The organism is Streptomyces caelestis (assembly GCF_014205255.1).
Taxonomy (GTDB): Bacteria; Actinomycetota; Actinomycetes; order Streptomycetales; family Streptomycetaceae; genus Streptomyces; species Streptomyces caelestis.
Genome location: NZ_JACHNE010000001.1, coordinates 2,646,242 through 2,669,835 on the forward strand (window position 1 = coordinate 2,646,242; position 23,594 = coordinate 2,669,835).

Consider the following 23,594-nt stretch of genomic DNA (forward strand, 5'->3'; position numbering starts at 1 on the left):
GCCGGGTTCGATCAGGCCCCGGCTGTCACACCTCGTGGTAGAAGCCCACGTTGACGCTGCGCGGGGCGGTGCGGTCCTGGACGACGACCTCGCCGCTGCCGCCCCTGGGCAGCGGGACGGTGCCGCCGTAGGCGAGGGGCTGTGCGTACTCCCCCACCACGAGCCGGACTTCGGAGGACGGGTCGGGCTGGGAGCCGCGCAGCCAGGTCAGCTGCCAGGTCCCGTCGGGCCCGCACAGGAACTCCAGGTGGACACGGGAGACGAACAGCCAGTCGTCCGGCGTGGACAGCCGGCACACCGACTTGTCGCGGCCCACCCGCAGCGCGGCGCCCGGCTCGCTGGGCGCGTCGGCCATGAGCATTCCGGCCGTGGCACCCTCCTCCGCCGCGGACACGGCGGCCATGGTGAGTTCGAGCACGTGCGCTCCTTCTGAGACGTCCTGGCGGGCCTGCAAGCCCGCCGCATGATAGAACGCCCGGCTGCGCGGTGTCCGGCACAATGGGTTCATGACCGAGCGAAAGCCACCCGGCGTCGGCTTCGAGTCCTGGGTCGACAAGCAGATCCGTGATGCGGAGACCCGCGGCGAGTTCGAGCGGTTGCCGGGGGCGGGCAAGCCGCTGCCGGCCGATGTGGACGCCACCTACGACGAACTGTGGTGGGTCAAGCGGAAGATGGCCCGCGAGGGCCTCTCGGTCCTGCCGCCGACGCTGGCACTGCGCAAGGAGGCGGAGGACGCGCTCCTGGCCGCGTACGCGGCTCCCTCGGAGCAGGCCGTCAGGAAGATCATCGGCGAGATCAACGACAAGATCCGCGAGATGATGTTCAAGCCGCCGCCCGGGCCCCCGCTGGGTAAGAAGCCGTACGACGTCGAGGACGTCGTACGGCAGTGGCGGGAGCGCCGGGCGGACAGGTGAACGGGGCCGCTCACACGTGCAGCAGCCGTTCCGCCAGCTCCCGGTAGTCCTTCATCGCCAGGCGGAGCTGCTCGGTGTCGCCGCTCGACACGGGCTTGCCCGCGCCGCCCTCCACGGACTGCCAGGAGTGGCGCAGGGTGCGGCGGCGCTGTGTCACGGCCTCGGTGAACCGTGCCGCGATCTCCTCCAGCACGTGGTCGGCCTCCTCGACGGCGGCCCGGGGCTCGTCGACGAACTCGGCGACGGCGTGGTGCAACTGCGAGACGAGTTTGTCGGACTCGTCGTGGGGGAGCAGGTGCGCGGCGTGGGAGGCGCCTGCCCGTTCCCCGGAACCGGAGGGGCCTGTGCCGTGGCCGGTGCCCAGGGCGGACTCACCTCGGGCGTCGGGGCCGACGGAGCCGCGGGTGTCGGGACCGGCGGAGCCACGGACGTCGGGGCCGGCGGAGCCGCGGACGTCGGGACGGCCGGAGCCACGGACGTCGGGACCGGCGGAGCCACGGACGTCGGGACCGGCGGAGCCACGGACGTCGGGACCGGCGGAGCCACGGGCGTCAGGGGTGCCTTCGCCGGGCGGTCGGGTCATGTCGGACATCGAATCTCAACTCTCCTTCGCCTGACGTCGGTGGAGCGCCCACGGCGTGTGCCCGCCGCGGGTGGCCGGAGCCTTGCGGTCGCCGTTCAGCCCGGCCTTGTGACGTCCGCCGTCATGGCGTCCGCCCAGGTGCGGGCCGGCGGCGTGGCCTCCGCCGTCGTGGCGGGCCGGCCGTACCAGCTCCTCGAACAGGGCGCGGGCCGCCACCATGGCCTCACGCATGTCTTCCGTACCGGTGCCGCCGTCGCGGGCGTCCTCCGCGCGCAGGTGCGCCGCGCGGTGCACGCGCCGGTAGCCGTCCACGTGGTGGGCGTGGTGCACGGACAGCGCGGCGAGCTGTTCCTCGTACTGCCCGCCGTCCGGGAAGCCCCGGGCACCGGCGAGCTCCGCGAGCAGCCGGTCCGCCTCGGCGACCGCCTCCCGCGGCGAGTCGACGAACCGCTCCTGGGCGGCCGTCCAGCGCGCCTCGTACTGCTCGCGCTGCGTCGGCTCAAGCGCTCGTTCGCGCAGGTCACCGTGGCGTTCCACGCGCTCGGCGAGCTCGCGCTCGGCGGCCTTGGTGTCGCCGTCGTGCCGGGCGACGGCCAGGTCGTACTCGGGTCCGAAGCGCCGCTTCAGGCTCGGGCCGCGCCGAGCCCCTCGGGCGCGCAGGGTCATGACGGCCGCGATGATGACGACGACCGCCGCGATCACGATCAGAGCAATGATCAGGCCAGTGGACATGAATGCCTTCCGGGTTCTCGGCCCAACCGGCTCTCCTCGCGAGCCGGTTCGCCGACCGGGTAGCCCGGAAGCAGGCCCCCAAACGGCGCCCGGGCCGCCCCCGGGGCGCGAGCCCCCCTGGATTATTCGGTTGCGGCCCCGCTACGGCACCCACCGAGAATGCCGGTCATGATCTGGACCGTGGCCCCGGAACCGTACGACTCCCCCGTCGCCGCCGCCCTGTGGCGGGCGTACTACACCGAGGTCAGCGACCGCTGGTACCTGCTGCACGAGGGGCGCCGGACCGACCCGGACGAGCTGGAGCGGGAGATCGCCAAGCAGCCGGGTGCCGAACTCGCGCCGCCACGCGGGCAGTTGCTGGTCGCCCGGTACGGCGGTGAGCCGGCCGGCACCGCGGGCGTACGGCTGCTGGACGGCACGACCGCCGAACTCAAGCGGGTCTTCCTGCACGAGCCGATGCGCGGCAGGGGCGGCGCCGCGCTGCTCGTCCGGGCCGCAGAGGACGCCGCTCGCGCGCTCGGTGCCCGGCGGATGGTCCTCGACACCCGTGGCGACCTCGTCGAGGCCCGCGCCCTCTACGCCCGGCTCGGCTACGCGGAGACCGAGCCGTACAACGACGACCCGTACGCCGAGCACTGGTTCGGCAAGCACCTCACCTGACCGCCCGGCTGGCGGCGCCTCAGGCGAGGTGCTCCACCGGACGCGCCTCGGACGGCCGCTCCCGCCTGGAGCCGCACAGTTCGCCGTTCAGCTCCCGCACGAGCTGCACCAGGTCGGTCGGCCGGTCCGGCCCCCACCAGTCGCCCAGCAGTTCGGCGAGGGACTGCTCACGGGCCTGGGCCAGCCGTTCGGCGACCTCGCGTCCCCGGTCGGTCAGGGCCATGTCGAGGCCCGTGCGCACGGCGAGCCGCCGCTCCTCGACCTGGCGTACGGCCTTCATGATCACGGGCAGCGCCACGGGCGCCCGCTCGGCCAGCACGGCCGGCTCCACCGAGCCGTACCGCCTCATCCGCAGCAGCACCCAGCTCGCCGCGGGCAGCAGGTCGTAGCCCGCCCGGGCGGTGATCTTCCGGTAGATCTCGCGCCGCCCCGCGCGGGTGCCGAGCACCGACAGCGCGCGGCACACCTCGTCGTACGAGGACCGCTCGACGGGGTTGCTGGCCAGGGTCTGGGTGACGTCGGGCGCGGTGACCGAGCCGCGCAGCCGGTCCTCCTTCAGGAACCAGGCCAGCACGAAGCCGAGGAGCGCGACGGGGGCGGCGTACAGGAAGACGTCCGTGATGGACACGGCGTAGGCGTGCAGGGCCGGCGGGCGCAGGCCGGACGGCAGGGCGGCGATGCCGCGCGGGTCGGCCTCCAGCGCGGCGACGGAGACGCCGGGCGGCAGCCGGGCTCCCCGGAAGGCGTCCGTGAGCTGGTCGCCGAGCCGGTTCGCGAAGATCGTGCCGAAGACGGCCACGCCGAACGAGGCGCCGATGGAGCGGAAGAAGGTGGCGCCGGAGGTGGCGACGCCCAGGTCCTGGTACGGGACGGCGTTCTGCACGATGAGCACGAGAACCTGCATCACCAGGCCGAGCCCGAGGCCGAAGACGAAGAAGAAACCGCTCAGCTCGGCGGTGGAGCTGTGCTCGTCGAGCTGGTGGAGCAGGAGCAGCCCCAGGGTGGTGACGCCGGTGCCGGCGACCGGGAACACCTTCCAGCGGCCGGTCCGGCTGACGATCTGCCCGGAGACCGTCGAGGCCAGCAGCAGACCCAGCACCATCGGCAGCATGTGCACACCGGACATGGTCGGGCTGACGCCCTGCACGACCTGGAGGAAGGTCGGCAGGTAGACCATCGCGCCGAACATGGCGAAGCCGACGACGAAACTGATCACGGCGGCGAGCGTGAAGGTGCGGACGCGAAAGAGCTTCAGCGGCAGGACGGGTTCGGCGGCCCGCCGCTCGACGGCCACGAAGACGACGGCGAGGACGACGCCCAGCACCGCGAGCCCGACGATCTGCGCGGACCCCCAGCCCCAGGTCGTGCCGCCGAGGGAGGCGACGAGCACCAGGCAGGTGGCGACGGCCGCGATGAGGAACGTGCCGAGGTAGTCGATGACGTGCCGCTGCGCCCGGCGCGGGATGTGCAGCACGGCCGCGATCACGGCGAGCGCCACGATCCCGACGGGCAGGTTGACGTAGAACACCCAACGCCAGCTCGCATGCTGGGTGAACAGCCCGCCGAGCAGCGGCCCGAGCACACTCGTCGCCCCGAACACGGCCCCGAACAGCCCCTGGTAGCGCCCGCGGTCGCGGGGCGGGACGAGATCGCCCACGATGGCCATCGACAGCACGATCAGCCCGCCACCGCCGAGGCCCTGCACGGCCCGGAAGGCGATGAGCTGGGTCATGTCCTGCGCCGTGCCGCACAGCGCGGAGCCGACGAGAAAGATCACGATCGCCGTCTGGAACAGCCGCTTGCGGCCGTACTGGTCGCCCAGTTTGCCCCACAGCGGGGTCGCGGCGGTCGCGGCCAGCAGGTAGGCGGTGACCACCCAGGACAGGTGATCCATGCCGCCGAGTTCGCTGACGATGGTGGGCAGCGCGGTCGACACGATGGTCTGGTCGAGGGCGGCGAGCAGCATTCCCAGGAGCAGGGCCCCGATGGAGACCAGTACGTTCCCGGGCACCTGCTCCCGGTCGGCGGCGCCCTGGTCCGGCGCATTCGTGACGTGCACATGACCGGTCATGAGACCTCCCGAGGGTCCTGTGACATTTTCCATCGTGACCGGTGTGACGGGGTATGGCCCGTTGAGCCCTTTTGGAAGCCTTCATTCCGGGGGCTGGCCCTCCGCGCTGTGGAGAAGATCTGGATAATCTCTGGAGTTCACGAGGGGAGGGAGGAACGCGTGGAACAGCCGAACGGCAACCCGTGCCCGGAGTGCGGCACGCCCAGACAGCCGGACAACACCCCGTCCTGCACCTGCGCCCACCGCACCGCAGACGCCCTCCGCGACGCCCGCACGACCGAAGCGGCGGCAGCGGCGGACTTCGACCCACTCCGGATCCGCCCGTACGTCGAACTCACGCCCGACCCGCCCGCGCGGTCCCCTGAGAACGAGGGCACCCCGGGACGCCCCTCTGCGAACGGCCCGGCCAAGCCCCCGCACGCGGAGGTCTTACACGCCGAGGCCCCCGCCCAAGCGGGAGAAGGCGCCCTGCGGCAAACCCAGGCGGACCGTCCGGCCGCCTCCCCGCACGCGGATTCCTCGCACGTCCACGCCCCCGGGCGGACGACCGACGACGCCCCGCGACGGAGCCCCGGGCGGGCGGCCGACGGCACCCCGTCCCCGTCCCGGAACCTCCCTGCGGAGCCCCCGCGCACGGACGGCCCGCCACCGGCGGCCGAAGGCGCCCCACGGCGGCCCCTGACGAACCCCGGGCAAGCCTCAGGCACCGAAGGTGCCGCACCACCGCCCTCCCCCGCCGACGCGACCATGCCCCTGCGCCCGGTGGACCCGGTCGACCCGGACGCGACCACCGTGCTGCCGGTCTCCCCGGCCACTTCCGTGCTGCCGGCCGCCGCCCCGGCCCCCTCCGTCCTCCCGACACCCCTGAGCCCCGCCGCGACCGAACCCAGCGTCACGGACCTGCGCCTTTTCGACGGCGCGGGGGGACCGGGCCGGGGCGTGCCGGAAGGCGACGAGACAGACCGCAGGCCCCGGCGCCGGAGGCGTACCGCGCTGCTCGCCACGGCCGCCGGGGCGTGTGTCGCCGTGGTGGCCGCGGCCGGGTTGGCGAGCGGGCTGTTCTCCTACGAGGCGCCGTCCCGGAACTCCGCGCTGCCGGACGACCTTCGGGCGAGCGTGCCGGACGCCCCGTCGAGCAGCGCGGCGTCCACGCCACCGGCGGGGAGCGCACCGGCCACGCCGTCGGCCCCCGTCGCGCCGCCGCCGGCGCCGTCGGCCACCGGGAGCCCGTCGGCCTCCCCGTCGCCGTCCGCGCCGAGCGCCTCGCCGAGCCCGTCGCGGTCGGCCACCCCGTCGGCGCCCCTGACGTCCGCCACGGCCACCGGTCCGGAGAACGGGCCCCCGGACAGCTCCCGCCAGATCAGCGGCCCCGCCGTCCTGCGTCTCGGCGACCGCGGCCCGGAGGTCACCGAACTCCAGTTCCGGCTGCGCCAGTTGTACCTCTACGACGAGGACACCGACGGCGACTACGACAGCCGGCTGGAGGACGCCGTCCGCACCTACCAGTGGTCACGCGGCATCCAGACCGACGATCTCGGCGTCTACGACCGGGAGACGCGGGCGAAGCTGGAGTCGGAAACCAAGGAGCCGTGACCGGCCTGGCCGCCCTACTGTAACGCCGTGACCACTCAGGTGATCGTTGTCAACGGCGGTTCGAGCTCCGGCAAGTCCGGGATCGTGCGGTGCCTGCAAGAGGTGCTGCCTGACCCGTGGCTGGCCTTCGGCGTCGACTCGTTCGTGGAGGCGCTGCCCGCGAAGACGCAGGGCTCCGACGGAGGGATCACCTTCGCGGCGGACGGCGGCGTGAGCGTGGGCGCGGAGTTCCGCGCACTGGACGCGGCCTGGACCGAGGGCATCGCCGCGATGGCCCGCGCCGGCGCCAGGATCATCGTCGACGACGTCTTCCTCGGCGGACCGCACTCCCGGCAGCGCTGGCAGAAGGCCCTGGCCGGACTCGACGTGCTGTGGGTCGGCGTCAGGTGCGACGGCGCGGTCGCCGCGGGGCGTGAGATCGCCCGGGGCGACCGGGTCCGGGGCATGGCCGCGTCACAGGCACACCTGGTCCACGAGGGCGTGAGCTACGACGTGGAGGTGGACACCACACACACCGAGTCCCTGGAGTGTGCGCGCACCATCGCCGCCCATGTCTGACCGCCCCCGGCCCTGCGTGACCGTGACGTCCGTCATCCGACGTACAGCCGGATCGTCCCGTCCCCCACCGCCTCCACGCGCACCCGCGTGAGGTCGTCCACCACCACGTCCGGCGCGTGGAACGCGGCCCGGGGCCCGACCCCGACCACCGTCATCCCGGCAGCGCGCCCGGCCGCTATCCCGGCCCCGGAGTCCTCGAACACCACACAGTCCGCGGGCGCCACACCCAGCTCGGCGGCGCCCTTCAGAAAGCCCTCGGGGTCGGGCTTGCTCGCGCCGACGGACTCCGCGGTCACCCGCACCTCGGGCAGCTCCAGCCCGGCCGCGGCCATCCGCGCGGTCGAGAGCGGAACGTCGGCGGAGGTCACGAGCGCGTGCGGCAGCCCCCGCAGCGAGGCGAGGAACTCCGGCGCCCCGGAGATCGGGACGACACCCTCGGTGTCGGCCGTCTCCTCGGCGAGCATCCGGGCGTTGTCCGCGTAGTTCTGCTCCATCGGCCGGCCGGGCAGCAGCAGCGCCATCGACGCGTATCCCTGCCGCCCGTGGACGACCTTCATGACCTCGTCCCCGTCGAGACCGTGCCGCTCGGACCAGCGCCGCCAGACGCGTTCGACCGAGGCGTCGGAGTTGACGAGGGTGCCGTCCATGTCCAGCAGGAGGGCGCGGGCGGTGAGCACGGCGGTGGCCGTCATCGGCAGCTCCAAGGCTCAGGGCGCGGACGAGGGCACACGGCAGCCCCCGGAGGAACAAGGCGGCCCCGCCCGCCGGTCAGGGAAAACGGGCGAGGGCCACTTTGTTTCTCCACGGTACAAAACATCCCCGGATCGCGCCAGGGCCCCCCGCGGACGTTCACCCACCGTTCAGCTCGCCCCGGCGCACCCGGTCGCCCCGGCTCATCCGGTCAGGGCCTCCCACAGACTCCACACCCCGAGAGCCAGCATCACCAGCGCCGCGATCTGTGTGATCAGCCGCAGCGGCACCTTCCTCATCAGCGCCTTTCCGCCGACGATGCCGATCCCGGCCACCGCCCACAGCGCGAGCACCGCGCCCAGGCCGACGGAGAGCGGGTCGTCGTAGCGGGCGGCCAGGTTCGCCGTCATGATCTGCGTGAGATCGCCGAACTCGGCGACCAGGATGAGCATGAAGCCGGCGCCCGAGACCTTCCAGAAGGACTGGTTCTCCGGCTTGCGGACCTCCGCGTCGCCATCGGCCCCGCCCTTCTGCAGCAGCAGCATCGCGGCCCCGCCCAGGAAGAGCACACCCGTGAGCGCGTGCACGAGCTGCTGCGGCAGCAGCGTCAGCACGCTGCCGGCCGCGACGGCGAGCGCGACATGCAGCGCGAACGCGGCGGCGACACCGGCGAAGACGTAGGAGGCGCGATAGCGGGTGCCGAGGACGAGTCCGGCCAGGGCGGTCTTGTCCGGCAGTTCGGCGAGAAAGACGACGCCGAAGACGACGGCCGTCACGGTCAGGCTGATCAAGGGTTCCTCAATCGGTCGGGGCTGCCCCACCGAGAGTGCTGGATCTTCACGCTGGACACCTCGGCACGGCAGCACACTCGGCACCCGTGCCGTGGGGCACGGGCGTGCACTGCTTGCCGAAGGTCTCGCTGGCGGGGCCCCTGGACGGACCAGTAGGACCTGCCTCCGGGCGCCGGCTCAGACGAGCTGAGCAGTATGTCGACGGTCCGGCGAAGAGCTACTCCCCTTCTGCGCCGTCCATGGTACGCGACACCCCTGGAGCGAAAAGTTCCGCCTTGAACCTTGTCATGTCATGAACGTGTCATTAACTTCTCACCGGGCGCACATCTCCCCGCAACACGGCGCGACGAGCATTCCCTCGCTCGCAGCCCAACGCCCCCACCTCTCAAGGGAGTTCGCATGCCAAAGTTCTACGCGCGTCGACGGCTCAGCATACTCGCGGGCCTCACCGGTCTCATAGCCTCGGCCGGCCTTCTCAACGGCCCGGCCGCCTCCGCAGCCCTGCCCACCCCCGTCAGCGGGGCCACCGCCCGCACCTACCTCGCCTCGCTCACCGTGGCCACCGAGGACCGCACCGGCTACAACCGCGACCTCTTCCCGCACTGGATCACCCAGTCCGGCGCCTGCAACACCCGCGAGGTCGTCCTCAAGCGCGACGGCACGAACGTCGTCCAGGACTCCTCCTGCGCCGCCACCAGCGGCAGCTGGTACTCCCCCTACGAGGGAGCGACCTGGTCCGCCGCCTCCGACGTCGACATCGACCACCTGGTCCCGCTGGCCGAGGCCTGGGACTCCGGCGCCGACTCCTGGACGACCTCCCGCCGCCAGTCCTTCGCCAACGACCTGACCCGCCCGCAGCTCATCGCGGTCACCGACAACGTCAACCAGGCCAAGGGCGACCAGGACCCGGCCACCTGGATGCCCTCCCGGACGACGTACCGCTGCACCTACGTCCGCGCCTGGGTCCAGGTGAAGTACTACTACGGCCTCTCGGTCGACTCGGCCGAGAAGTCCGCGCTCCAGAACTACCTCGCGAACTGCTGACACACGCGATTCCGCGTCGGAACCTCCCCGCTCACCTCCGTCGTTCCGTACCGTACGGGGCGACGGAGAGGGGGCCACGATGGCCGGACTGCGGCTCGGACCGCTACTGAGGTACACCGACGGCTCGTCCGCGACCGTATGGGTCGAGACGAACGGTCCGTGCACGGCCGCGGTGCGCTGCGCCGACGGCTCCGGCGGCACGGCCCCGACCTTCCAGATCGCGGGCCACCACTACGCGCTGATCCCGGTGACCGGCCTCACGGCCGGGACGTCCACGACGTACGAGGTCCTCCTCGACGACACGCCCGTGTGGCCGCTGCCCGACTCCCCCTTCCCGCCCTCGGCGATCCACGCGCCGGGCGGCGAGGGCGGCCTCCACGTCGCCTTCGGCTCCTGCCGCTGGGCCGCCCCGCCGGCCGGCGGGCACGACCCCGTGGGCCCGGACGCCCTGGACGCGCTGGCCACCCGCCTCGTGGCCGACCCCGAGAGCGAGCGGCCCGACGTCCTGCTGCTGCTCGGCGACCAGGTGTACGCCGACGAGACCTCCGAGACGACCCAGCGCTGGCTGGCGGCCCGCCGCGACCTGAACGACCCGCCGGGCAACGGGGTCGCGGACTACGAGGAATACACACACCTCTACTACGAGTCGTGGCTCGACCCCCGCATCCGCTGGCTGCTGTCCACCGTGCCCAGTTTCATGATCTTCGACGACCACGACGTCATCGACGACTGGAACACCTCCGACGCCTGGCTCGCCGACATGCGGGCCACCGGCTGGTGGCAGGAGCGGCTGCTGAGCGGCCTGATGTCGTACTGGGTCCACCAGCACCTGGGGAACCTCTCACTGGAGGAACTGGCCGCCGACCCGGTGTACGAGGGCGTCCGCAAGGTCCCCGACGGCACCGACGTGCTGCGCGCCTTCGCAGCCCGGGCCGACGCCGACGCGGCCACGGCCCGCTGGAGCTACCGGCGCGACTTCGGGCGCGTACGCCTGCTGATGGTCGACAGCCGGGCGGCCCGGGTCCTCGCCGAGGACCACCGCGCGATGCTCGACCCGGGCGAGGAGGCCTGGCTGCGCGAGCAGGTCCTGGACAGCCCCGGATCCTACGACCACCTCCTCCTCGGCACCTCGCTGCCCTGGCTGCTGCCGCATCTGGTGCACGACGCCGAGGGCTGGAACGCGGCGCTGTGCCGGGGCGAGCGCGGCGAGCGCTGGGCGCGGCTCGGGGAGAAGGTGCGGCGGGCTGCCGACCTGGAGCACTGGTCGGCGTTCCCCGAGTCGTTCGCCGGGCTGGCGGAGCTGATCGCCGAGGCCGGCTCGGGGCGGGACGCCCCGGCGACGGTGTGCGTGCTGTCCGGGGACGTGCACCACGCCTACATCGCCGAGCCCTCGTGGCCCGGCCCGGGCCCCGACGCCCGGGTGGTGCAGCTCGTCTGCTCGCCCGTCCACAACTCCGTCCCCCTGTCGATCCGGATGGGCTTCCGCGTCGGCTGGACCGCGGTGGCACGCGCGCTCGGCCGCTGCCTCGCCCGGCACGGACGCCTCCCCCGGCCGCCGATCGGCTGGCGCAAGACGGGCGGCCCCTGGTTCGGCAACCAGCTGATGACGCTGACCCTGCGCGGCCGTTCGGCGCGGCTGCGACTGGAGCAGGCCCGGGCGCGGGAGGGCGAGGGCCCACGCCTGACGACGCTCCTGGACTCCGAGCTTGCCCCCTGACGGGCCCGTTCCGACCGTTTCCTGCCGCTGTGCCCCATGATGCTCGTGAGGCATCCCACAGCGAAGGTCAATCCTTGGCCACGGGCCTCGGTTCCCGCCCTCGGCGACGGCATGATGAGGCGGACCGTCCGCTTCCCCACAGGCGGACCGCCGAACGCGCCCCACACGCCCGGGAGCTCCACCCTTGTCTGCCTCGACCGAGGAACCAGCCCTGTTCTCCGTCGCCCTGGTCGGCGCCGGACCGCGCGGGACCAGCGTCCTGGAACGCCTCTGCGCCTCCGCCCCGGACCTCCTCCCGCCCGGAGCCCGGCTGACGGTCCACGTGATCGACCCGGACCCGCCGGGTCCCGGCCGCGTCTGGCGTACCGACCAGTCGCCCGAGCTGCTGATGAACACCGTGGCCTGCCAGGTGACCCTGTTCACCGACGACAGCGTGGACTGCTCGGGCCCGATCCGCCCGGGCCCGAGCCTGTACGAGTGGGCGCGCGGCACGCTCGGCCCGGACGAGTACCCGACCCGGGCGGACTACGGCCGTTACCTGGAGTGGGTGTTCGCACAGGTCGTACGGGACGCGCCGCCGACCGTCCGCGTCGAGACGCACCGGGCGCGCGCGGTACGGCTCGACGACACCCCCGGCGGCCACCAGGCCCTCACCTTCGACGACGGCCGCATCCTGACCGGCCTGTCCGCCGTGGTCCTGGCCCAGGGGCACCTGCCGACGACCGCGGACCCGGTCCAGCGGCGCCTTGCGGCCCACGCCGCACGTCACGGCCTGCGCCATGTCCCGCCCGCCAACCCGGCGGACGTCGACCTGTCCGCCGTACCGCCCGGCGAGCCGGTCCTGCTGCGCGGCCTCGGCCTCAACTTCTTCGACCACACGGCCCTGTTGACGACCGGCCGGGGCGGCCGTTTCGTACGGGACGCCCAAGGCCTGCGCTATCTCCCCTCCGGCCGCGAACCACGGCTGTACGCCGGCTCCCGGCGCGGCGTCCCGTACCAGGCCCGCGGCGACAACGCGAAGGGGGCGTACGGCCGGCACGTTCCGCTGGTCCTCACCCCGGAGGTGATCGCGGGCTTCCGCAAGCGCGCCGACTCCGGGGAGCCGCCCGACTTCCTGGCGGAGATATGGCCGTTGATCGCGAAGGAGGTGGAGACGGTGTACTGCGCCGCGCTGCTCCGGCGGTCAGGAGCCTTGGCGCGACAGTGCCGGGAGTTCACCGGTCACTTCCTGTCCCTACCGCACGGCGACCCCGAAGAGGCCGTACTGCTGGGCGAGTTCGGCGTGACGGACGCCGACCGGTGGTCCTGGGAGCGGATCTCCCGGCCGTATGCCGGACGGGACTTCGCGCACCCCGGCGAGTGGCGTGACTGGCTGCTGTCGTACCTGCGCGAGGACGCGGCGCAGGCCGCCCTGGGCAATGTGCGCGGCCCGCTGAAGGCGGCCCTCGACGTGCTGCGCGACCTGCGCAACGAGCTCCGGCTGATCGTCGACCACGGCGGCCTCGCCGGCGCCTCCCGCCGGGACCATCTGGACCGCTGGTACACCCCGCTCAACGCCTTCCTGTCCATCGGCCCGCCCCGGCGCCGCATCGAGGAGCTGGCGGCCCTGGTGGAGGCGGGGGTGGTGCGCGTGCTCGGGCCGCGCATGGAGGTGACGGAGGTGGACGGAGCCTGGGCGGCGCACTCACCCGACGTGCCGGGTTCGGTCGTCCGTGTGAGAACCCTCATAGAGGCCCGTCTGCCGGAATCCGACCTGCGAAAAACAGCCGACGACCTCCTCGCGGGGCTGCTGCGGACCGGGCAGTGCCGTCCGCACACCGTCGACGGTTATGAGACAGGGGGATTGGATGTGACAGCCCGTCCTTACTGTCTGCTAGACCGCCAAGGCGTCGCGCATACCAGGCGGTTCGCTTTCGGGGTGCCGACGGAAGGCGTGCACTGGGTGACGGCTGCGGGGGCCCGTCCGGGTGTGGATTCGGTCATGCTTTCGGACGCGGATGCGGTGGCGAGAGCGGCTCTACGTGCGGTTGCGGCGGAAAGCGAGCCCCAACGCGAGGTAAACCAGTGGCCAAATGTTGAACTTGAAAGCATCCAATAGGCGCACCTAGCGTGGGTTACTCATCGGTTCTGTCCCCCGACCGGCCCTCCCCTGGCCGGCCGTCCGAAGGAGACCCCCACATGACCGCACGCCTCAATGGCGCGCAGCCGTACGCGCTCGGGCTGTTCCGGATCGTCATCGGCCTGCTCTTCGCCTGCCACGGCGCCGTCGCGCTCTTCGGTGTCCTCGGAGGTGTGGACGGCAAGGGCGGCACCGCGGCGACGGGCGCCTGGCCGAACTGGTACGCGGCCGTCATCGAACTCGTCGGCGGCATCCTGGTGCTGCTCGGCCTGGGCACCCGCGCCGCCGCGTTCATCTCCTCCGGCGCGATGGCGTACGCGTACTTCAAGGTCCACCAGCCGCAGGGCCTGTGGCCGATCGAGAACCAGGGCGAGGGCGCGGCCATGTACTGCTGGTCGATGTTCCTGCTGATCTTCACGGGTTCCGGTGCGTTCGGCGTGGACCGGCTGCTGGCCAGGCGCACGTCGGCGCAGGGACGGCAGTCCACGGACCAGACACCGGTGGTGGCCTGACCCGCCCGGACCGCGCTGGGCACAGCGGCGCCTTCCCTCAGATGGGGGGAGGCGCCGTTCCCGTGTGTACGGGGGCCGTTCGGCGTGGGTGACGACTCAGGACGAGGTGACCGGTCAGGACGAGGTGACCAGTCGGGACGGGATGGGCACTCGGGACGGGGTGAGCACTCGGGACCGAACGCACGAGCCCCCCGCGAACCACCCGTCACACCCCAGGCGTACGCTGTATGGCTGTCATCGGCCACTCCTGCCGCTCCGCCGCGACATCGCGGCACGGTCTGGCCCACGGGGGACAGACGGGGAGTTGCGGTGCTGGAGCAAGTGGGGTCGCTGTTCGGCAGCCCATGGATCTACGCGGTGGTGGCCCTGTCGGTCCTGCTCGACGTGTTCCTGCCGGTGCTGCCCAGCGGCGTGCTGGTGATCACGGCGGCGACGGCGGCGGCGGCCGCGGGGTCGGCGGCCGACGTGCCCGACATCCTGGCGCTGATCCTCTGCGCGGCCACCGCCTCCGTCCTGGGCGACCTGGCCGCCTACCGCCTGGCCTGGCGCGGCGGCGACCGTCTGGACCGGGCGATCTCCCGCTCCCGGCGCCTGACCACCGCGCAGGAACGTCTCGGCACCGCCCTCGCGCGGGGCGGCGGCGCCCTCGTCGTCCTCGCCCGCTTCGCGCCCGCCGGCCGCTCGGTCGTCTCCCTCGGCGCGGGCGCCGCCCACCGCCGCGCCCGCGACTTCCTCCCCTGGTCGGCCCTGGCGGGTCTCACCTGGGCCACGTACAGCGTCGCCCTCGGCTGGTTCGGCGCCCACTGGCTGGGCGCGAGCTGGCTGGGGACGGTTGTGTCGGTGGGGGCGCTGTTCGGGGCCGGGGCGGGGGCGGCGTACCTGATGCGCAGGGAGCCGCGGCCGTCGTAGATCCGGGGCGCTCAAGCCGCTCCGGGCCTGTCACCAACCTCTCCGAACAGCACATCTAGCTCGCCCGCTGGGCCCCGGCGCCACGGATCTCCAGCCCGTCCAGCAGTTCGGCCGTGGCCTGCGCGATGGTCTCCACGGCGCGTTCGAACACCTCCTGGTTGTGAGCGGCGGGGGCGCGGAAGCCCGAAACCTTCCGCACGTACTGCAACGCGGCAGCCCGGATGTCCGCCTCCGTGGCCTCTTCGGGCATCGCGGGCGGACGCAGGGTCTTGATACTCCGGCACATGCCCCCAGTCTCGCCCCTGCGCCCGCCGACGGGGAACGAACGAGGAACACTCGTTCGTATGAACCACAGGAGCGAACTCGTCCGCTCAATTCGAACAGGCGTATCATTGGGCCGTGGCAACGACCTATGACTTTCCGAGTGACCTCCTCGCCGGTCAGGAGGAACTCCATCAGGTCCGGGCCGAGCTGTCGGCCCTGCTGAAGCGACTCCCCTGGTCGGTGGAACCACTGGACGGCTTCAGCGACGACAACGGCTGGCGCAAGGTGGAGCGCCCCGCCTCCCCCGGTTGGACAGCCGACGAACAGGCCGAAGTGGAGAAGCTCCGGCAGCGTGAACACGAGCTCGCGGTGTTCGTCAGCACACACCGCTATTGGTCCGAACTCTCCGGCCCCGAGCGGGTGTCGGCCCGCTCGGCACTGAAACACGCGCACGAGACGGCGCCGGAGGAGACCGGCGGACCCTCGTAGCGGCCGACGGTCCTCGCCCATCATCGGGCATCCCGGGCTTCCCGGAGTGCCCCGAGGCCGAGTGGAGAAGCGCCCGGCCGCTGTATGCCCGGGGCGTTTCTGACGATCCGGCACCTCGGACGCGCATACGGGCCCCCGTCAGGCGTGCGGCCACCCACGACCCGGTCGAGTGAACTCATTCGGCCTTCTGCAACTGCACTCCCCCTCCCACAGGTCGTACACCCGCACGCCACGACGATCTCAAGGGGAACCCATGACCCAGCAGCACCCGCAGCAGCCGAACCAGCCCCACCCGCCCCAACAGCCGGAGTACGGTGCGCCGGCGCCCCAGCCTCCGAAGAAGCGCAGCGTCGGCAAGATCGCGGGCCTCGGCTGCGCGGGAGTCATCGCCCTCTTCGTCATCGCCGGCGTCGCCACGAGCGGCGGAAGCGGTGACAGCGGCGACGCCTCGAACAAGGACAAGGCCGTCGCCACCGACAGCAAGCCCAAGAAGGCCGCGTCGGCCGACGAGAAGTCCCAGGCCGAGCAGTTCCGGACCTGCGTCGCCAAGAACGGCACCGACACCGAGAAGGCCGCGGTCAAGCACGTCACCAAGGTGACCGGCGCGGACAAGCGCAACGACATCCTCGACGCAGCGGAAGTCTTCACCGACTTCACCGGCGGCCTGACGGGCCCGCACCAGGGCGAGGGCAAGCTCATCGCTTCCGCGTTCACGTCGTGCTACGAGTCCAAGAACGGCCTCGTGACCGTGTACGACAAGGACGGCGAACTGCTCGCCAACGCGAACTACTGATCTCCGCCAGCCTGCGCCGGACACTGCGAGAGGCCTCTCGGAAATCTCTCCGAAAGGCCTCTGCTGCTTGCTACCGGTGGGCGCGGACGGTTTCGAACCGCCGACATCCTGCTTGTAAGGCAGGCGCTCTACCCCTGAGCTACGCACCCGGCTCCCGGGCCGTACGCCCAGGACGAGTCGACAGCCTACATTGCCTGGGGCGCGGTCCCGCAAACCCGTATCTGCGGGTCGCTCCCGGGGGTTAGCCCCACCTTTGATCCGGGAGCGGCCCGGATCCCCGGGCGGGCCCTGGGTCCATACGGTCGTAGTGCGCCCGAGAGCGCTCGTCGTCCGTCCAGGGGGAGATCGTCATGGCCCGTACCACTCGTACCAGCGGCACCACCACACGCCCAGTCTCTGCCCGCGCGGTCGCCGTCGCCGGTGCCGTCGTGGTGCTCGTCGCCGGTCTCAGCGCCTGTGGCGCGTCCGCCGGGGACGACACCGAGCCCGACCACCGGTCCTTCGGCCTCCAGGGCCGCACGCTCACCGTCGCCTCCGACGACTCGGCCCTCGAGATCGTCGCCGCCGACTCGAACCCGGCGGGCCGGATCGAGGTCACCCGGTGGTTCCAGGGCTCGGTCGTCGTCGGCAAGGATCCCAAGGCCACCTGGTCCATGCGGGACGACCGGCTGGTGCTGCGGCTGAAGTGCTCCGGCGTCGTCGTCGACTGCTCGGCCAAGCACCGCATCGAGGTACCGCGCGGCGTCAGCGTGAAGGTCCAGGACGGCGACGGCAGCGTGCGCGCCCGCGGCTTCCGGGACCCGCTGAGCATCCGCACGGGCGACGGTTCGGTCCGTGTCACCGGCTCCACCGGCCCCCTGAACATCCGCACGGGCGACGGCTCCGTCCGCGTCACCGACACCACCGGCCCCCTGCGGATGCGCACCGGCGACGGATCCATCCGGGCGAGCGTCTCCTCCCGTGACGTCCGCGCGCACACCGGTGACGGCTCGGTCCGTCTGGAACTCGGCGCCGTACCGGACCGCGTGGAGTCCCGCAGCGGCGACGGTTCCGTGACCATCGCGGTGCCCAAGGCCGCCTACCGCGTGACCGCCGAAACCGGTGACGGCGGCGTGGATGTGTCCGTCCCCCGCGACGAGAGCAGCTCCCATGTGGTGTCCGCCCGCACCGGCGACGGCAAAGTGACGGTCCGAACGGCGAACTAACCGGCCCGTGTGTTCGTCCTTAACCGGTGGGAGAATGACACCGGGCAGGGTGGACCACAGCACGGGAGAGGGATGTGACGGCGACTCCAGCGCAGCCGTACTCGCCGTCGGTGCCGCGCGCACACCGCCCGCGCCGCCGCCCCCGTACCCCCGGCCCGCTCCGCGACGCGCTCACCCTGATGGGCCTGCCCCTGCTGGCCGCGCTGGCGTTGCCCGCCGCCTTCGCGGGCGGGGGCACCCGGCGCTGGTTCGGCGGCCGTGCCGAGGGCCAGCGGGCCGAGGCACAGGCCGCGAAGGACGCCGCCGCTGCCGCCTTCTACGAGCTCGACACCGCGCAGCGCGACCTGCGCATCTCGATCGAGACGATCACCGCCGTCGACGACTCCCCCGCCGCCCGGCGCGCCGTCGCCGACTTCGACGCGCTCGGCCGGCGCATCGACGAGGCCAGCCACCAGTACATCAGCGCGGTCGACGCTCACGACCTGGACCGCGACGACCTGGAGGCCTCGGCCGCCTCCCGCGCCCGCACCGAGCTGACCGCCGCCAAGGAGGAGCTGGGCCGGGTCAAGCAGGAGCTGGACCGGTTCACCGACGGCCTCGGCCCGCTGCTCGGCAAGGCGGAGACCCAGCTGGCCCGCCTCGCCCCCGCGGTCGAGCGCGCCCGCCAGGCCCTGCTCGCCGCCTCCAACGCCCTCGACGCCGTCCGGGCGACCGGGCTGAAGGCGGACGACCTCGCCGCCCGTCTCGCCGCCCTGTCTCCCGAGCTCACCAAGCTGAACCAGGGCGCCGGGCAGCACGGCGTACCGCAGACCCTGGAGCGGGCCGAGCGGGTCACGCGCGGGGCGGAAGCGGTCCGTGTGGAGGCCGAGCGGCTGCCGGAGCGCGCCGCCGAGATCGATCACCGGCTCGTCTCCCTGCGCACCCGCGCCCAGGCCCTCACCACCCGCTCCGAGCAGGTCGAACCGATCCTGAGCGAACTGCGCCGCCGTTTCACCGTGGCCTGCTGGCAGGACCTGCAACGCGTCCCCGGCATCGCCGCCGAGAACGTACGCCAGGCCGAGACGAAACTGGCCGAGGCCCAGTCCGCCCGCGACGAACAGCGCTGGGCCGACGCCACGGCCCTGCAGTCGACCGTACGAGCCCTCCTGAACACCACCGACGAGGCCGTCTCGGCCGCCGGCGACCGCCTGCACCGTCTGAACGCCGTGCAGAAGGACCCCCAGCAGGAGATCGACCGCACCCGCTTCGCCATCCGCGACGCCCAGCGCCTCGCCATGGCCGGCCGCAACACCCCCGACCCGCGCCACGCCCGTCCGCTGGACGACGCGGTGTCCCGCCTGGAACGCGCCATCGCCACCCTCGACGGCCGTCACCCCGACTACTGGCACTTCCTCACGGAGACGGAAGCCGTCCGCCGGGCCGTGTCCCGCGTGGTGTCCCTGATCCGCGACGAGCGCGGGGCCGCCGGCCATTGACCGTGCCGGTTAACCTGTGCGCATGCCTCGCTACGAGTACCGCTGCCGGACCTGCGGCGACACCTTCGAACTCAGCCGTCCCATGGCGGAGTCCTCCGCTCCCGCGGCATGCCCCTCCGGTCACGACGACACCGTGAAGCTCCTCTCCACCGTCGCGGTGGGCGGCTCGGCCTCCGCCCCGGCCCCGGCACCCCGCGCGGGCGGCGGCGGTGGCGGCTGCTGCGGAGGCGGCTGCTGCGGCTGACGCTTTTCCTCAGGAGTCCTTCAGCTTCGGTTCCCTAGCGTGATGGCATGACAGCCATCGCAGCGGACGCCGGGCCGCAGTGGGTCAACGACCTGATGGACGCGCTGGGGGCGCCGGGCGCCGGTCTCGCCATCGCCCTGGAGAACCTGTTCCCGCCGCTGCCCAGCGAGGTGATCCTGCCCCTCGCCGGATTCGCCGCGAGCAGCGGCCGGATGAGCCTGCTCGCCGTCCTGCTGTGGACAACGGCCGGCTCGGTGATCGGCGCGCTCGCGCTGTACGGCATCGGTGCGCTGCTCGGCCGTGACCGGACGGTGGCGATGGCGGCCCGGCTGCCGTTGGTGAAGGTCTCCGACATCGAGCGGACGGAGGCGTGGTTCCTGCGGCACGGCACCAAAGCGGTGTTCTTCGGCCGGATGGTCCCGATCTTCCGCAGCCTCATCTCCGTGCCGGCGGGCGTGGAGCGCATGCGCCTGCCGCTGTTCCTGGGGCTGACCACGCTGGGCAGCGCGCTCTGGAACACGGCGTTCGTGCTGGCGGGCTACTCCCTCGGCGCGAACTGGCACCGGGTGACGGACATCGTCTCCACATACTCCAAGGTGGTCCTCGCCGTGGCAGCGCTCGCGGTGCTGGTGTTCATAGCCCTACGGCTGCTGCGACGCCCCCAAGGGGCGCGGGGCTGTGACGATGTGCGGCTCCGCCGCGGGGCGCGACAAGCCACAACACACCCGCACCCGCACCCGCACCCGCACCCGCACAACCACCGCACCCCCCGAGCTCTCAGGCGGCACCCCGAACCGTCCGCAGAAGTTCCCGCAGGATCCGCTCCCCCGCAAGGACCCCCCGCTCGGGAAGCGCCCTGACCGCAGGAGCCGTCCAGTCGGTGTCCGCCAGCTCCCCGTGTCCGGGGCGCCAGCCCTGGTCGGCCGCGAGGAGCAGGTCGGCGTCGAGCAGGGAGTCTCCGGCGGCGAGGGTGAGATCGGCGCCGGTGCGCCGGGCGATCTCGCGCATCGCCGCGCTCTTGGTGAGCGGCTTGGGCACGGCGTAGATCTTGCGGCCCTGGAGGGACACGGTCCAGCCTCGGTTCTCCGCCCACACCGCCAGTTCCTTCACCCAGTCCTCGTTCAGCAGTTCACGCTCGACGACGAGGTAGGCGAAGAGGTCGTCGGCGACGCGGTGCTTGCGCACCCAGACCGGGTCGGCGGCCCTGAGCAGGTGTTCCTGCACCTCGGCCAGGGGCGCGCACTGGTCGGCCAGCCGCGCGGTCACAGTTGCGTGCCAGTCGGGGTCGGACACGCCGTCCACCAGGATGTGGCCGCCGTTCGCGCAGATCGCGTAGGTGGGCGCGGGGCCCGGCAGGTTGATGCGCAGGTACTGCTTGCGCGTGCGGGTCGTCGTCGGCACGAACACGGCCGCGTCGCCCAGGTCGGTGAGGAGCTGGGCGGCCGTCTCGGTCATGTACGACAGCGGTCTGCTCTCGTGCACCTCCACGCACAGCAGGCGGGGCGCCCGCGCGTCCGGCATGGTCAGCGCCAGAGCGGCGGCGGAGTAGATCAGGGTGCGGTCGAGGTCGCTCGCGACGAGTGCGGGCATCAGACCGTCACCGCCTTGCCGTCGGCGCCGGTCGCGCCCCGGGTGTACTTGGGGTGGATGAGCCCGACGCAGGTGTAGGGCAGGTCGGCCACCTCCTCGACGGGTACGCCGCGTTGCTCGGCCAGCAGGCGTACGTGGTCGAGGTCGCTGCCCGCCCCGGCGCGTGCCAGGACCTTCCAGGGCACGCGGCGCAGCATCACCCGGGTGGTCTCGCCGACGCCGGGCTTGACGAGGTTCACGTCGTGGATGCCGTACTCCTCGCTGATGCGCTCGACGGCGGCCCAGCCCTCCCAGGTGGGCGAGCGGTCGGCGGCGAGCAGTTCCTTGGCCTGGGCGCAGGCCGCGTCCGCGACCTCGGGGAAGCGGGCGGAGACGGCGTCCAGGAAGCTCACCGAGACGTCCGCGCCGGCGAGTTCGCGGTAGAACTTCGCGCCGTGGTAGTCGTGCGGTCCGACCAGGTCCGCCCGCAGGACGGTCCGCGAGATCAGACCGGACACGGTGGAGTTGAGGCAGGCGGAGGGGATGAGGAAGTCCTCGCGGGTGCCGTAGGTCCGGACGCAGGAGCCCGGGTCGGCCAGGACGGCGATCTCGGGGCTGAAGCCGGTGATGCCGTCGGACTTCTCGAACTCCTGAAGGGCCTGGGCGAGTTCGCGGGTGATGGCGCCCTTGCCGGTCCAGCCGTCGACGAAGACGACGTCCCGGGGGTCGTGGTGCGCGGCGAGCCAGCGCAGGGCGTTGGCGTCGATGCCGCGGCCGCGGACGATCGAGACGGCGTAGTGCGGCAGGTCGAGGCCGTGCCGGTACTGGGCCCAGCGGCGCATCAGGATGCCGACGGGTGTCCCGGCACGGGCCAGGGAGACCAGGACGGGGCGCGGGGACCGCTCCGCGAGGACGGTCTCGGTGACGACACCGGCCGCTGCGGCGATGCGGACCGCCGAGTCCTCCAGCGCGGCGTGGAACAGCTCCTGGTACTGCTCGCTCGGCTGGTACTCCACGGGCAGTGACTCGGCGTAGTGCGCGCCGCCGCTCTGGATCGCCTCCTCGCGCTCCTCGGTCGGCGCCTCCAGCGTCACGTCCGAGAGGTCCTGGAGCAGCCAGCCGACCTCCTCGGGCGCGTACGAGGAGAAGGCGGGGCCGCGGAGGGGCTCGGGCAGCATGGAGGGCCTTTCAGGGGCGTACGGGGGCTCGGGGGCGTACGACGGCACGACGGCGAGGAGGACCTGCGGCGTGTGCGCGGCGAGCCGGGCGAGGAGACCGTCGGGAGCGTGCAGCGCGGGGGTGTCCGCGGCCGAGTCGACGACGGCGACGACGGCGTCGAAGCCGGCGCCCGCGACGTTGTAGGCGTACCGCTCGCCCGGGCCGTCGGCGGGGTCGTCGTGGGCGGGGAAGACCAGGCGGGTGCGTATCGCGTAGCCGGGGTCGTCGACGGCGAGGACGGGTGAGCGGGTGGTGGTGGAGTAGCGCACCTCGGCGTCCGTCACCTGCTCCAGCTCTCGGCCCAGCCTCAGCGGCGCGTACATCAGCTCCTCGCACCCGAGGACGAGCACGCGGCGGGCATCGGCGGGCAGCGCCGCGGCGAGCCGGGCGGCCATGGAGGGCAGGGCGGCCTCCAGCCGGGCGCGGTGCTCGGGGGTGAAGCCGTGCCGGCCCCCGTCGGGGAGGCCGGCGGGCCAGCGCAGGTCTATGCGGGTGACGTGGGAGTGGGCACGGTTGTCATCCGGGTGCGGGCCGGTGGGGGCTGTTCGCGCAGTTCCCCGCGCCCCTAGGGGGCCGGCGGCAACGCCCTCAAGGGGCGCGGGGAACTGCGCGACCGGCCACGACGCTGCCGCAGACGGCCGATCACCTGTCGGGACACTCTCCGCCTCGTACCGCGCCACCAACTCCTGCCCCTTCTCCAGCACCCCCTCCGGCAGCCGCACGGTCCCCGAAGCCGCTGCCACGAGATCCACCCGCGCGCCGATCTCCCCGGCGAATTCCGCGAGGCGGCCCGCGTCGGCCGGCGACCGCATGTCCACCAGCGCCACCACGACGTACCGCCGCCGCGGATACCGCTCATGAAGATCCCGGACGGTGTTCAGCACCGTGTTCCCCGTGGAGAACTCGTCGTCGACCAGGACCAGCGGCCCGTCACCGCTGAGCAGCGCGGGGTCCTCCGGCAGCAGCAGATGCGAGGTCGCGTGCGAGTGGGACTCCTCGAAGCCGCCGGCCGGGGCGAGACCGGCGACGGGGCGGCGGGTGGAGTGCAGGTAGGGGGCGAGGCCCAGGCCGTCGGCGACGGAGTGGCCGAGGCCGGTCGCGGTCTCCGCGTAGCCGAGGACGACCGCGCGGCGGGCCTCGTCGGCGCCCAGCAGTTCGCGCACGCGGCGGCCCAGCTCGAAGCCATAGCCGTAGACCACGGACGGCGACTGCGGGACGTGCTTGCCGAGCACGTTCGACACCAGCAGGTGCGCCCGCTTGGGGTTGCGGCGCAGCGCCAGTCCCAGCAGGTCGGTCAGCCGGTCGTCGCCGACGAGCCCGACACCGAGCCGCTCGGCGACCCAGCTGCCCGACCAGACGCCGTCGGCACCGCCGGCCGTCCCGGCCCGCACCCCGTCGCGCACCTGGCGGTGCGCCCCCTCGTTCACTGCGTTCTCCATGAATT

At 72.7% G+C, this 23,594-nt stretch carries 24 protein-coding genes and 1 tRNA gene; 15 read left to right on the forward strand and 10 right to left on the reverse strand.

The annotated features are described in order from the left end of the window. Window positions 1-25 precede the first annotated feature (25 nt). Entirely contained in the window at window positions 26-418 is a 393-nt protein-coding gene (locus HDA41_RS11950) for a hypothetical protein (protein WP_184983275.1), read from the reverse strand. Between the two features lie 88 nt (window positions 419-506). Between HDA41_RS11950 and HDA41_RS11955 the strand changes: the two genes are divergently transcribed. Then, on the forward strand, window positions 507-914 hold the full coding sequence (locus HDA41_RS11955) for a DnaJ family domain-containing protein (protein ID WP_184983276.1): 408 nt from the start codon (window positions 507-509) through the stop codon (window positions 912-914). A gap of 10 nt (window positions 915-924) precedes the next feature. Here the strand turns inward: HDA41_RS11955 and HDA41_RS11960 are convergent, their stop codons facing one another. Then, window positions 925-1,506 (reverse strand): hypothetical protein, encoded by a 582-nt coding sequence (locus tag HDA41_RS11960; RefSeq protein WP_184983278.1) that lies wholly within the window; start codon window positions 1,504-1,506, stop codon window positions 925-927. Window positions 1,507-1,512: 6 nt separating this feature from the next. Next, window positions 1,513-2,229, reverse strand: a complete 717-nt coding sequence (locus HDA41_RS11965; protein ID WP_184983280.1) for a hypothetical protein — start codon at window positions 2,227-2,229, stop codon at window positions 1,513-1,515. Between the two features lie 168 nt (window positions 2,230-2,397). Between HDA41_RS11965 and HDA41_RS11970 the strand changes: the two genes are divergently transcribed. Next, window positions 2,398-2,889, forward strand: coding sequence for a GNAT family N-acetyltransferase (locus HDA41_RS11970; RefSeq protein ID WP_184983282.1), 492 nt, complete (start codon window positions 2,398-2,400; stop codon window positions 2,887-2,889). 19 nt (window positions 2,890-2,908) lie between these two features. Here HDA41_RS11970 and HDA41_RS11975 read toward each other — a convergent pair whose 3' ends face one another. After that, on the reverse strand, window positions 2,909-4,960 hold the full coding sequence (locus HDA41_RS11975; protein WP_184983284.1) for an MDR family MFS transporter: 2,052 nt from the start codon (window positions 4,958-4,960) through the stop codon (window positions 2,909-2,911). A gap of 159 nt (window positions 4,961-5,119) precedes the next feature. Between HDA41_RS11975 and HDA41_RS42265 the strand changes: the two genes are divergently transcribed. Further along, complete coding sequence (locus tag HDA41_RS42265; RefSeq protein ID WP_230299381.1) at window positions 5,120-6,553, forward strand: peptidoglycan-binding protein; 1,434 nt, start codon at window positions 5,120-5,122, stop codon at window positions 6,551-6,553. 27 nt (window positions 6,554-6,580) lie between these two features. After that, window positions 6,581-7,111 (forward strand): chloramphenicol phosphotransferase CPT, encoded by a 531-nt coding sequence (cpt, locus tag HDA41_RS11985; protein WP_184983286.1) that lies wholly within the window; start codon window positions 6,581-6,583, stop codon window positions 7,109-7,111. 32 nt (window positions 7,112-7,143) lie between these two features. On the opposite strand, the gene HDA41_RS11990 is transcribed toward cpt, so the two are convergent. Further along, complete coding sequence (locus HDA41_RS11990; RefSeq protein ID WP_184983289.1) at window positions 7,144-7,803, reverse strand: HAD-IA family hydrolase; 660 nt, start codon at window positions 7,801-7,803, stop codon at window positions 7,144-7,146. 201 nt (window positions 7,804-8,004) lie between these two features. Then, window positions 8,005-8,592: a TMEM165/GDT1 family protein gene (locus tag HDA41_RS11995; protein ID WP_184983292.1), complete on the reverse strand. Its 588-nt coding sequence runs from the start codon at window positions 8,590-8,592 to the stop codon at window positions 8,005-8,007. A 399-nt stretch (window positions 8,593-8,991) separates the two neighbouring features. On the opposite strand from HDA41_RS11995, the gene HDA41_RS12000 reads away from it, so the two are divergent. The 5 genes from HDA41_RS12000 to HDA41_RS12020 all read left to right on the forward strand — a co-directional run bounded on the left by HDA41_RS12000 (window position 8,992) and on the right by HDA41_RS12020 (window position 14,893). Continuing rightward, window positions 8,992-9,636 carry an HNH endonuclease family protein gene (locus HDA41_RS12000; protein WP_184983294.1) on the forward strand — a complete coding sequence of 215 codons (645 nt, stop codon included), beginning with the start codon at window positions 8,992-8,994 and terminating at the stop codon, window positions 9,634-9,636. 79 nt (window positions 9,637-9,715) lie between these two features. Continuing rightward, entirely contained in the window at window positions 9,716-11,353 is a 1,638-nt protein-coding gene (locus tag HDA41_RS12005) for an alkaline phosphatase D family protein (RefSeq protein ID WP_184983296.1), read from the forward strand. A 184-nt stretch (window positions 11,354-11,537) separates the two neighbouring features. Continuing rightward, complete coding sequence (locus tag HDA41_RS12010; protein ID WP_184983298.1) at window positions 11,538-13,451, forward strand: FAD/NAD(P)-binding protein; 1,914 nt, start codon at window positions 11,538-11,540, stop codon at window positions 13,449-13,451. A gap of 80 nt (window positions 13,452-13,531) precedes the next feature. Beyond that, window positions 13,532-13,984 (forward strand): DoxX family protein, encoded by a 453-nt coding sequence (locus HDA41_RS12015; protein WP_184983300.1) that lies wholly within the window; start codon window positions 13,532-13,534, stop codon window positions 13,982-13,984. Window positions 13,985-14,293: 309 nt separating this feature from the next. Continuing rightward, window positions 14,294-14,893, forward strand: coding sequence for a DedA family protein (locus HDA41_RS12020; RefSeq protein ID WP_184983302.1), 600 nt, complete (start codon window positions 14,294-14,296; stop codon window positions 14,891-14,893). Window positions 14,894-14,948: 55 nt separating this feature from the next. Here HDA41_RS12020 and HDA41_RS12025 read toward each other — a convergent pair whose 3' ends face one another. Continuing rightward, window positions 14,949-15,179 (reverse strand): DUF2277 domain-containing protein, encoded by a 231-nt coding sequence (locus HDA41_RS12025; protein WP_184983304.1) that lies wholly within the window; start codon window positions 15,177-15,179, stop codon window positions 14,949-14,951. 113 nt (window positions 15,180-15,292) lie between these two features. Between HDA41_RS12025 and HDA41_RS12030 the strand changes: the two genes are divergently transcribed. Next, window positions 15,293-15,646 carry a DUF8825 domain-containing protein gene (locus tag HDA41_RS12030; protein ID WP_184983306.1) on the forward strand — a complete coding sequence of 118 codons (354 nt, stop codon included), beginning with the start codon at window positions 15,293-15,295 and terminating at the stop codon, window positions 15,644-15,646. Window positions 15,647-15,899: 253 nt separating this feature from the next. Further along, on the forward strand, window positions 15,900-16,439 hold the full coding sequence (locus HDA41_RS12035; protein WP_184983307.1) for a hypothetical protein: 540 nt from the start codon (window positions 15,900-15,902) through the stop codon (window positions 16,437-16,439). Window positions 16,440-16,516: 77 nt separating this feature from the next. Here the strand turns inward: HDA41_RS12035 and HDA41_RS12040 are convergent. After that, window positions 16,517-16,588 (reverse strand) — tRNA-Val (locus HDA41_RS12040). Between the two features lie 201 nt (window positions 16,589-16,789). Here HDA41_RS12040 and HDA41_RS12045 point away from each other — a divergent pair. The 4 genes from HDA41_RS12045 to HDA41_RS12060 all read left to right on the forward strand — a co-directional run bounded on the left by HDA41_RS12045 (window position 16,790) and on the right by HDA41_RS12060 (window position 20,223). Next, the gene (locus tag HDA41_RS12045) at window positions 16,790-17,644 is read left to right on the forward strand and encodes a DUF4097 family beta strand repeat-containing protein (RefSeq protein ID WP_184983308.1); all 855 of its coding nucleotides are present in this window, start codon (window positions 16,790-16,792) and stop codon (window positions 17,642-17,644) included. 74 nt (window positions 17,645-17,718) lie between these two features. Continuing rightward, a complete protein-coding gene (locus HDA41_RS12050; protein ID WP_184983309.1) occupies window positions 17,719-19,119 on the forward strand; it encodes a hypothetical protein in 1,401 nt (466 codons plus the stop codon). 22 nt (window positions 19,120-19,141) lie between these two features. Continuing rightward, window positions 19,142-19,363, forward strand: coding sequence for an FmdB family zinc ribbon protein (locus tag HDA41_RS12055; protein ID WP_031112023.1), 222 nt, complete (start codon window positions 19,142-19,144; stop codon window positions 19,361-19,363). Window positions 19,364-19,410: 47 nt separating this feature from the next. Next, window positions 19,411-20,223 carry a DedA family protein gene (locus tag HDA41_RS12060; RefSeq protein WP_184983310.1) on the forward strand — a complete coding sequence of 271 codons (813 nt, stop codon included), beginning with the start codon at window positions 19,411-19,413 and terminating at the stop codon, window positions 20,221-20,223. Here the strand turns inward: HDA41_RS12060 and HDA41_RS12065 are convergent. Together HDA41_RS12065 and HDA41_RS12070 are read right to left on the reverse strand one after the other, a co-directional pair. Further along, window positions 20,141-20,953 (reverse strand): HAD family hydrolase, encoded by an 813-nt coding sequence (locus HDA41_RS12065; protein ID WP_184983311.1) that lies wholly within the window; start codon window positions 20,951-20,953, stop codon window positions 20,141-20,143. The genes HDA41_RS12060 and HDA41_RS12065 overlap by 83 nt on opposite strands. Next, window positions 20,953-23,589, reverse strand: a complete 2,637-nt coding sequence (locus HDA41_RS12070; RefSeq protein WP_221511495.1) for a phosphoribosyltransferase — start codon at window positions 23,587-23,589, stop codon at window positions 20,953-20,955. Before HDA41_RS12070 ends, HDA41_RS12065 begins: the two co-directional genes overlap by 1 nt. Between the last annotated feature and the right edge of the window lie 5 nt (window positions 23,590-23,594).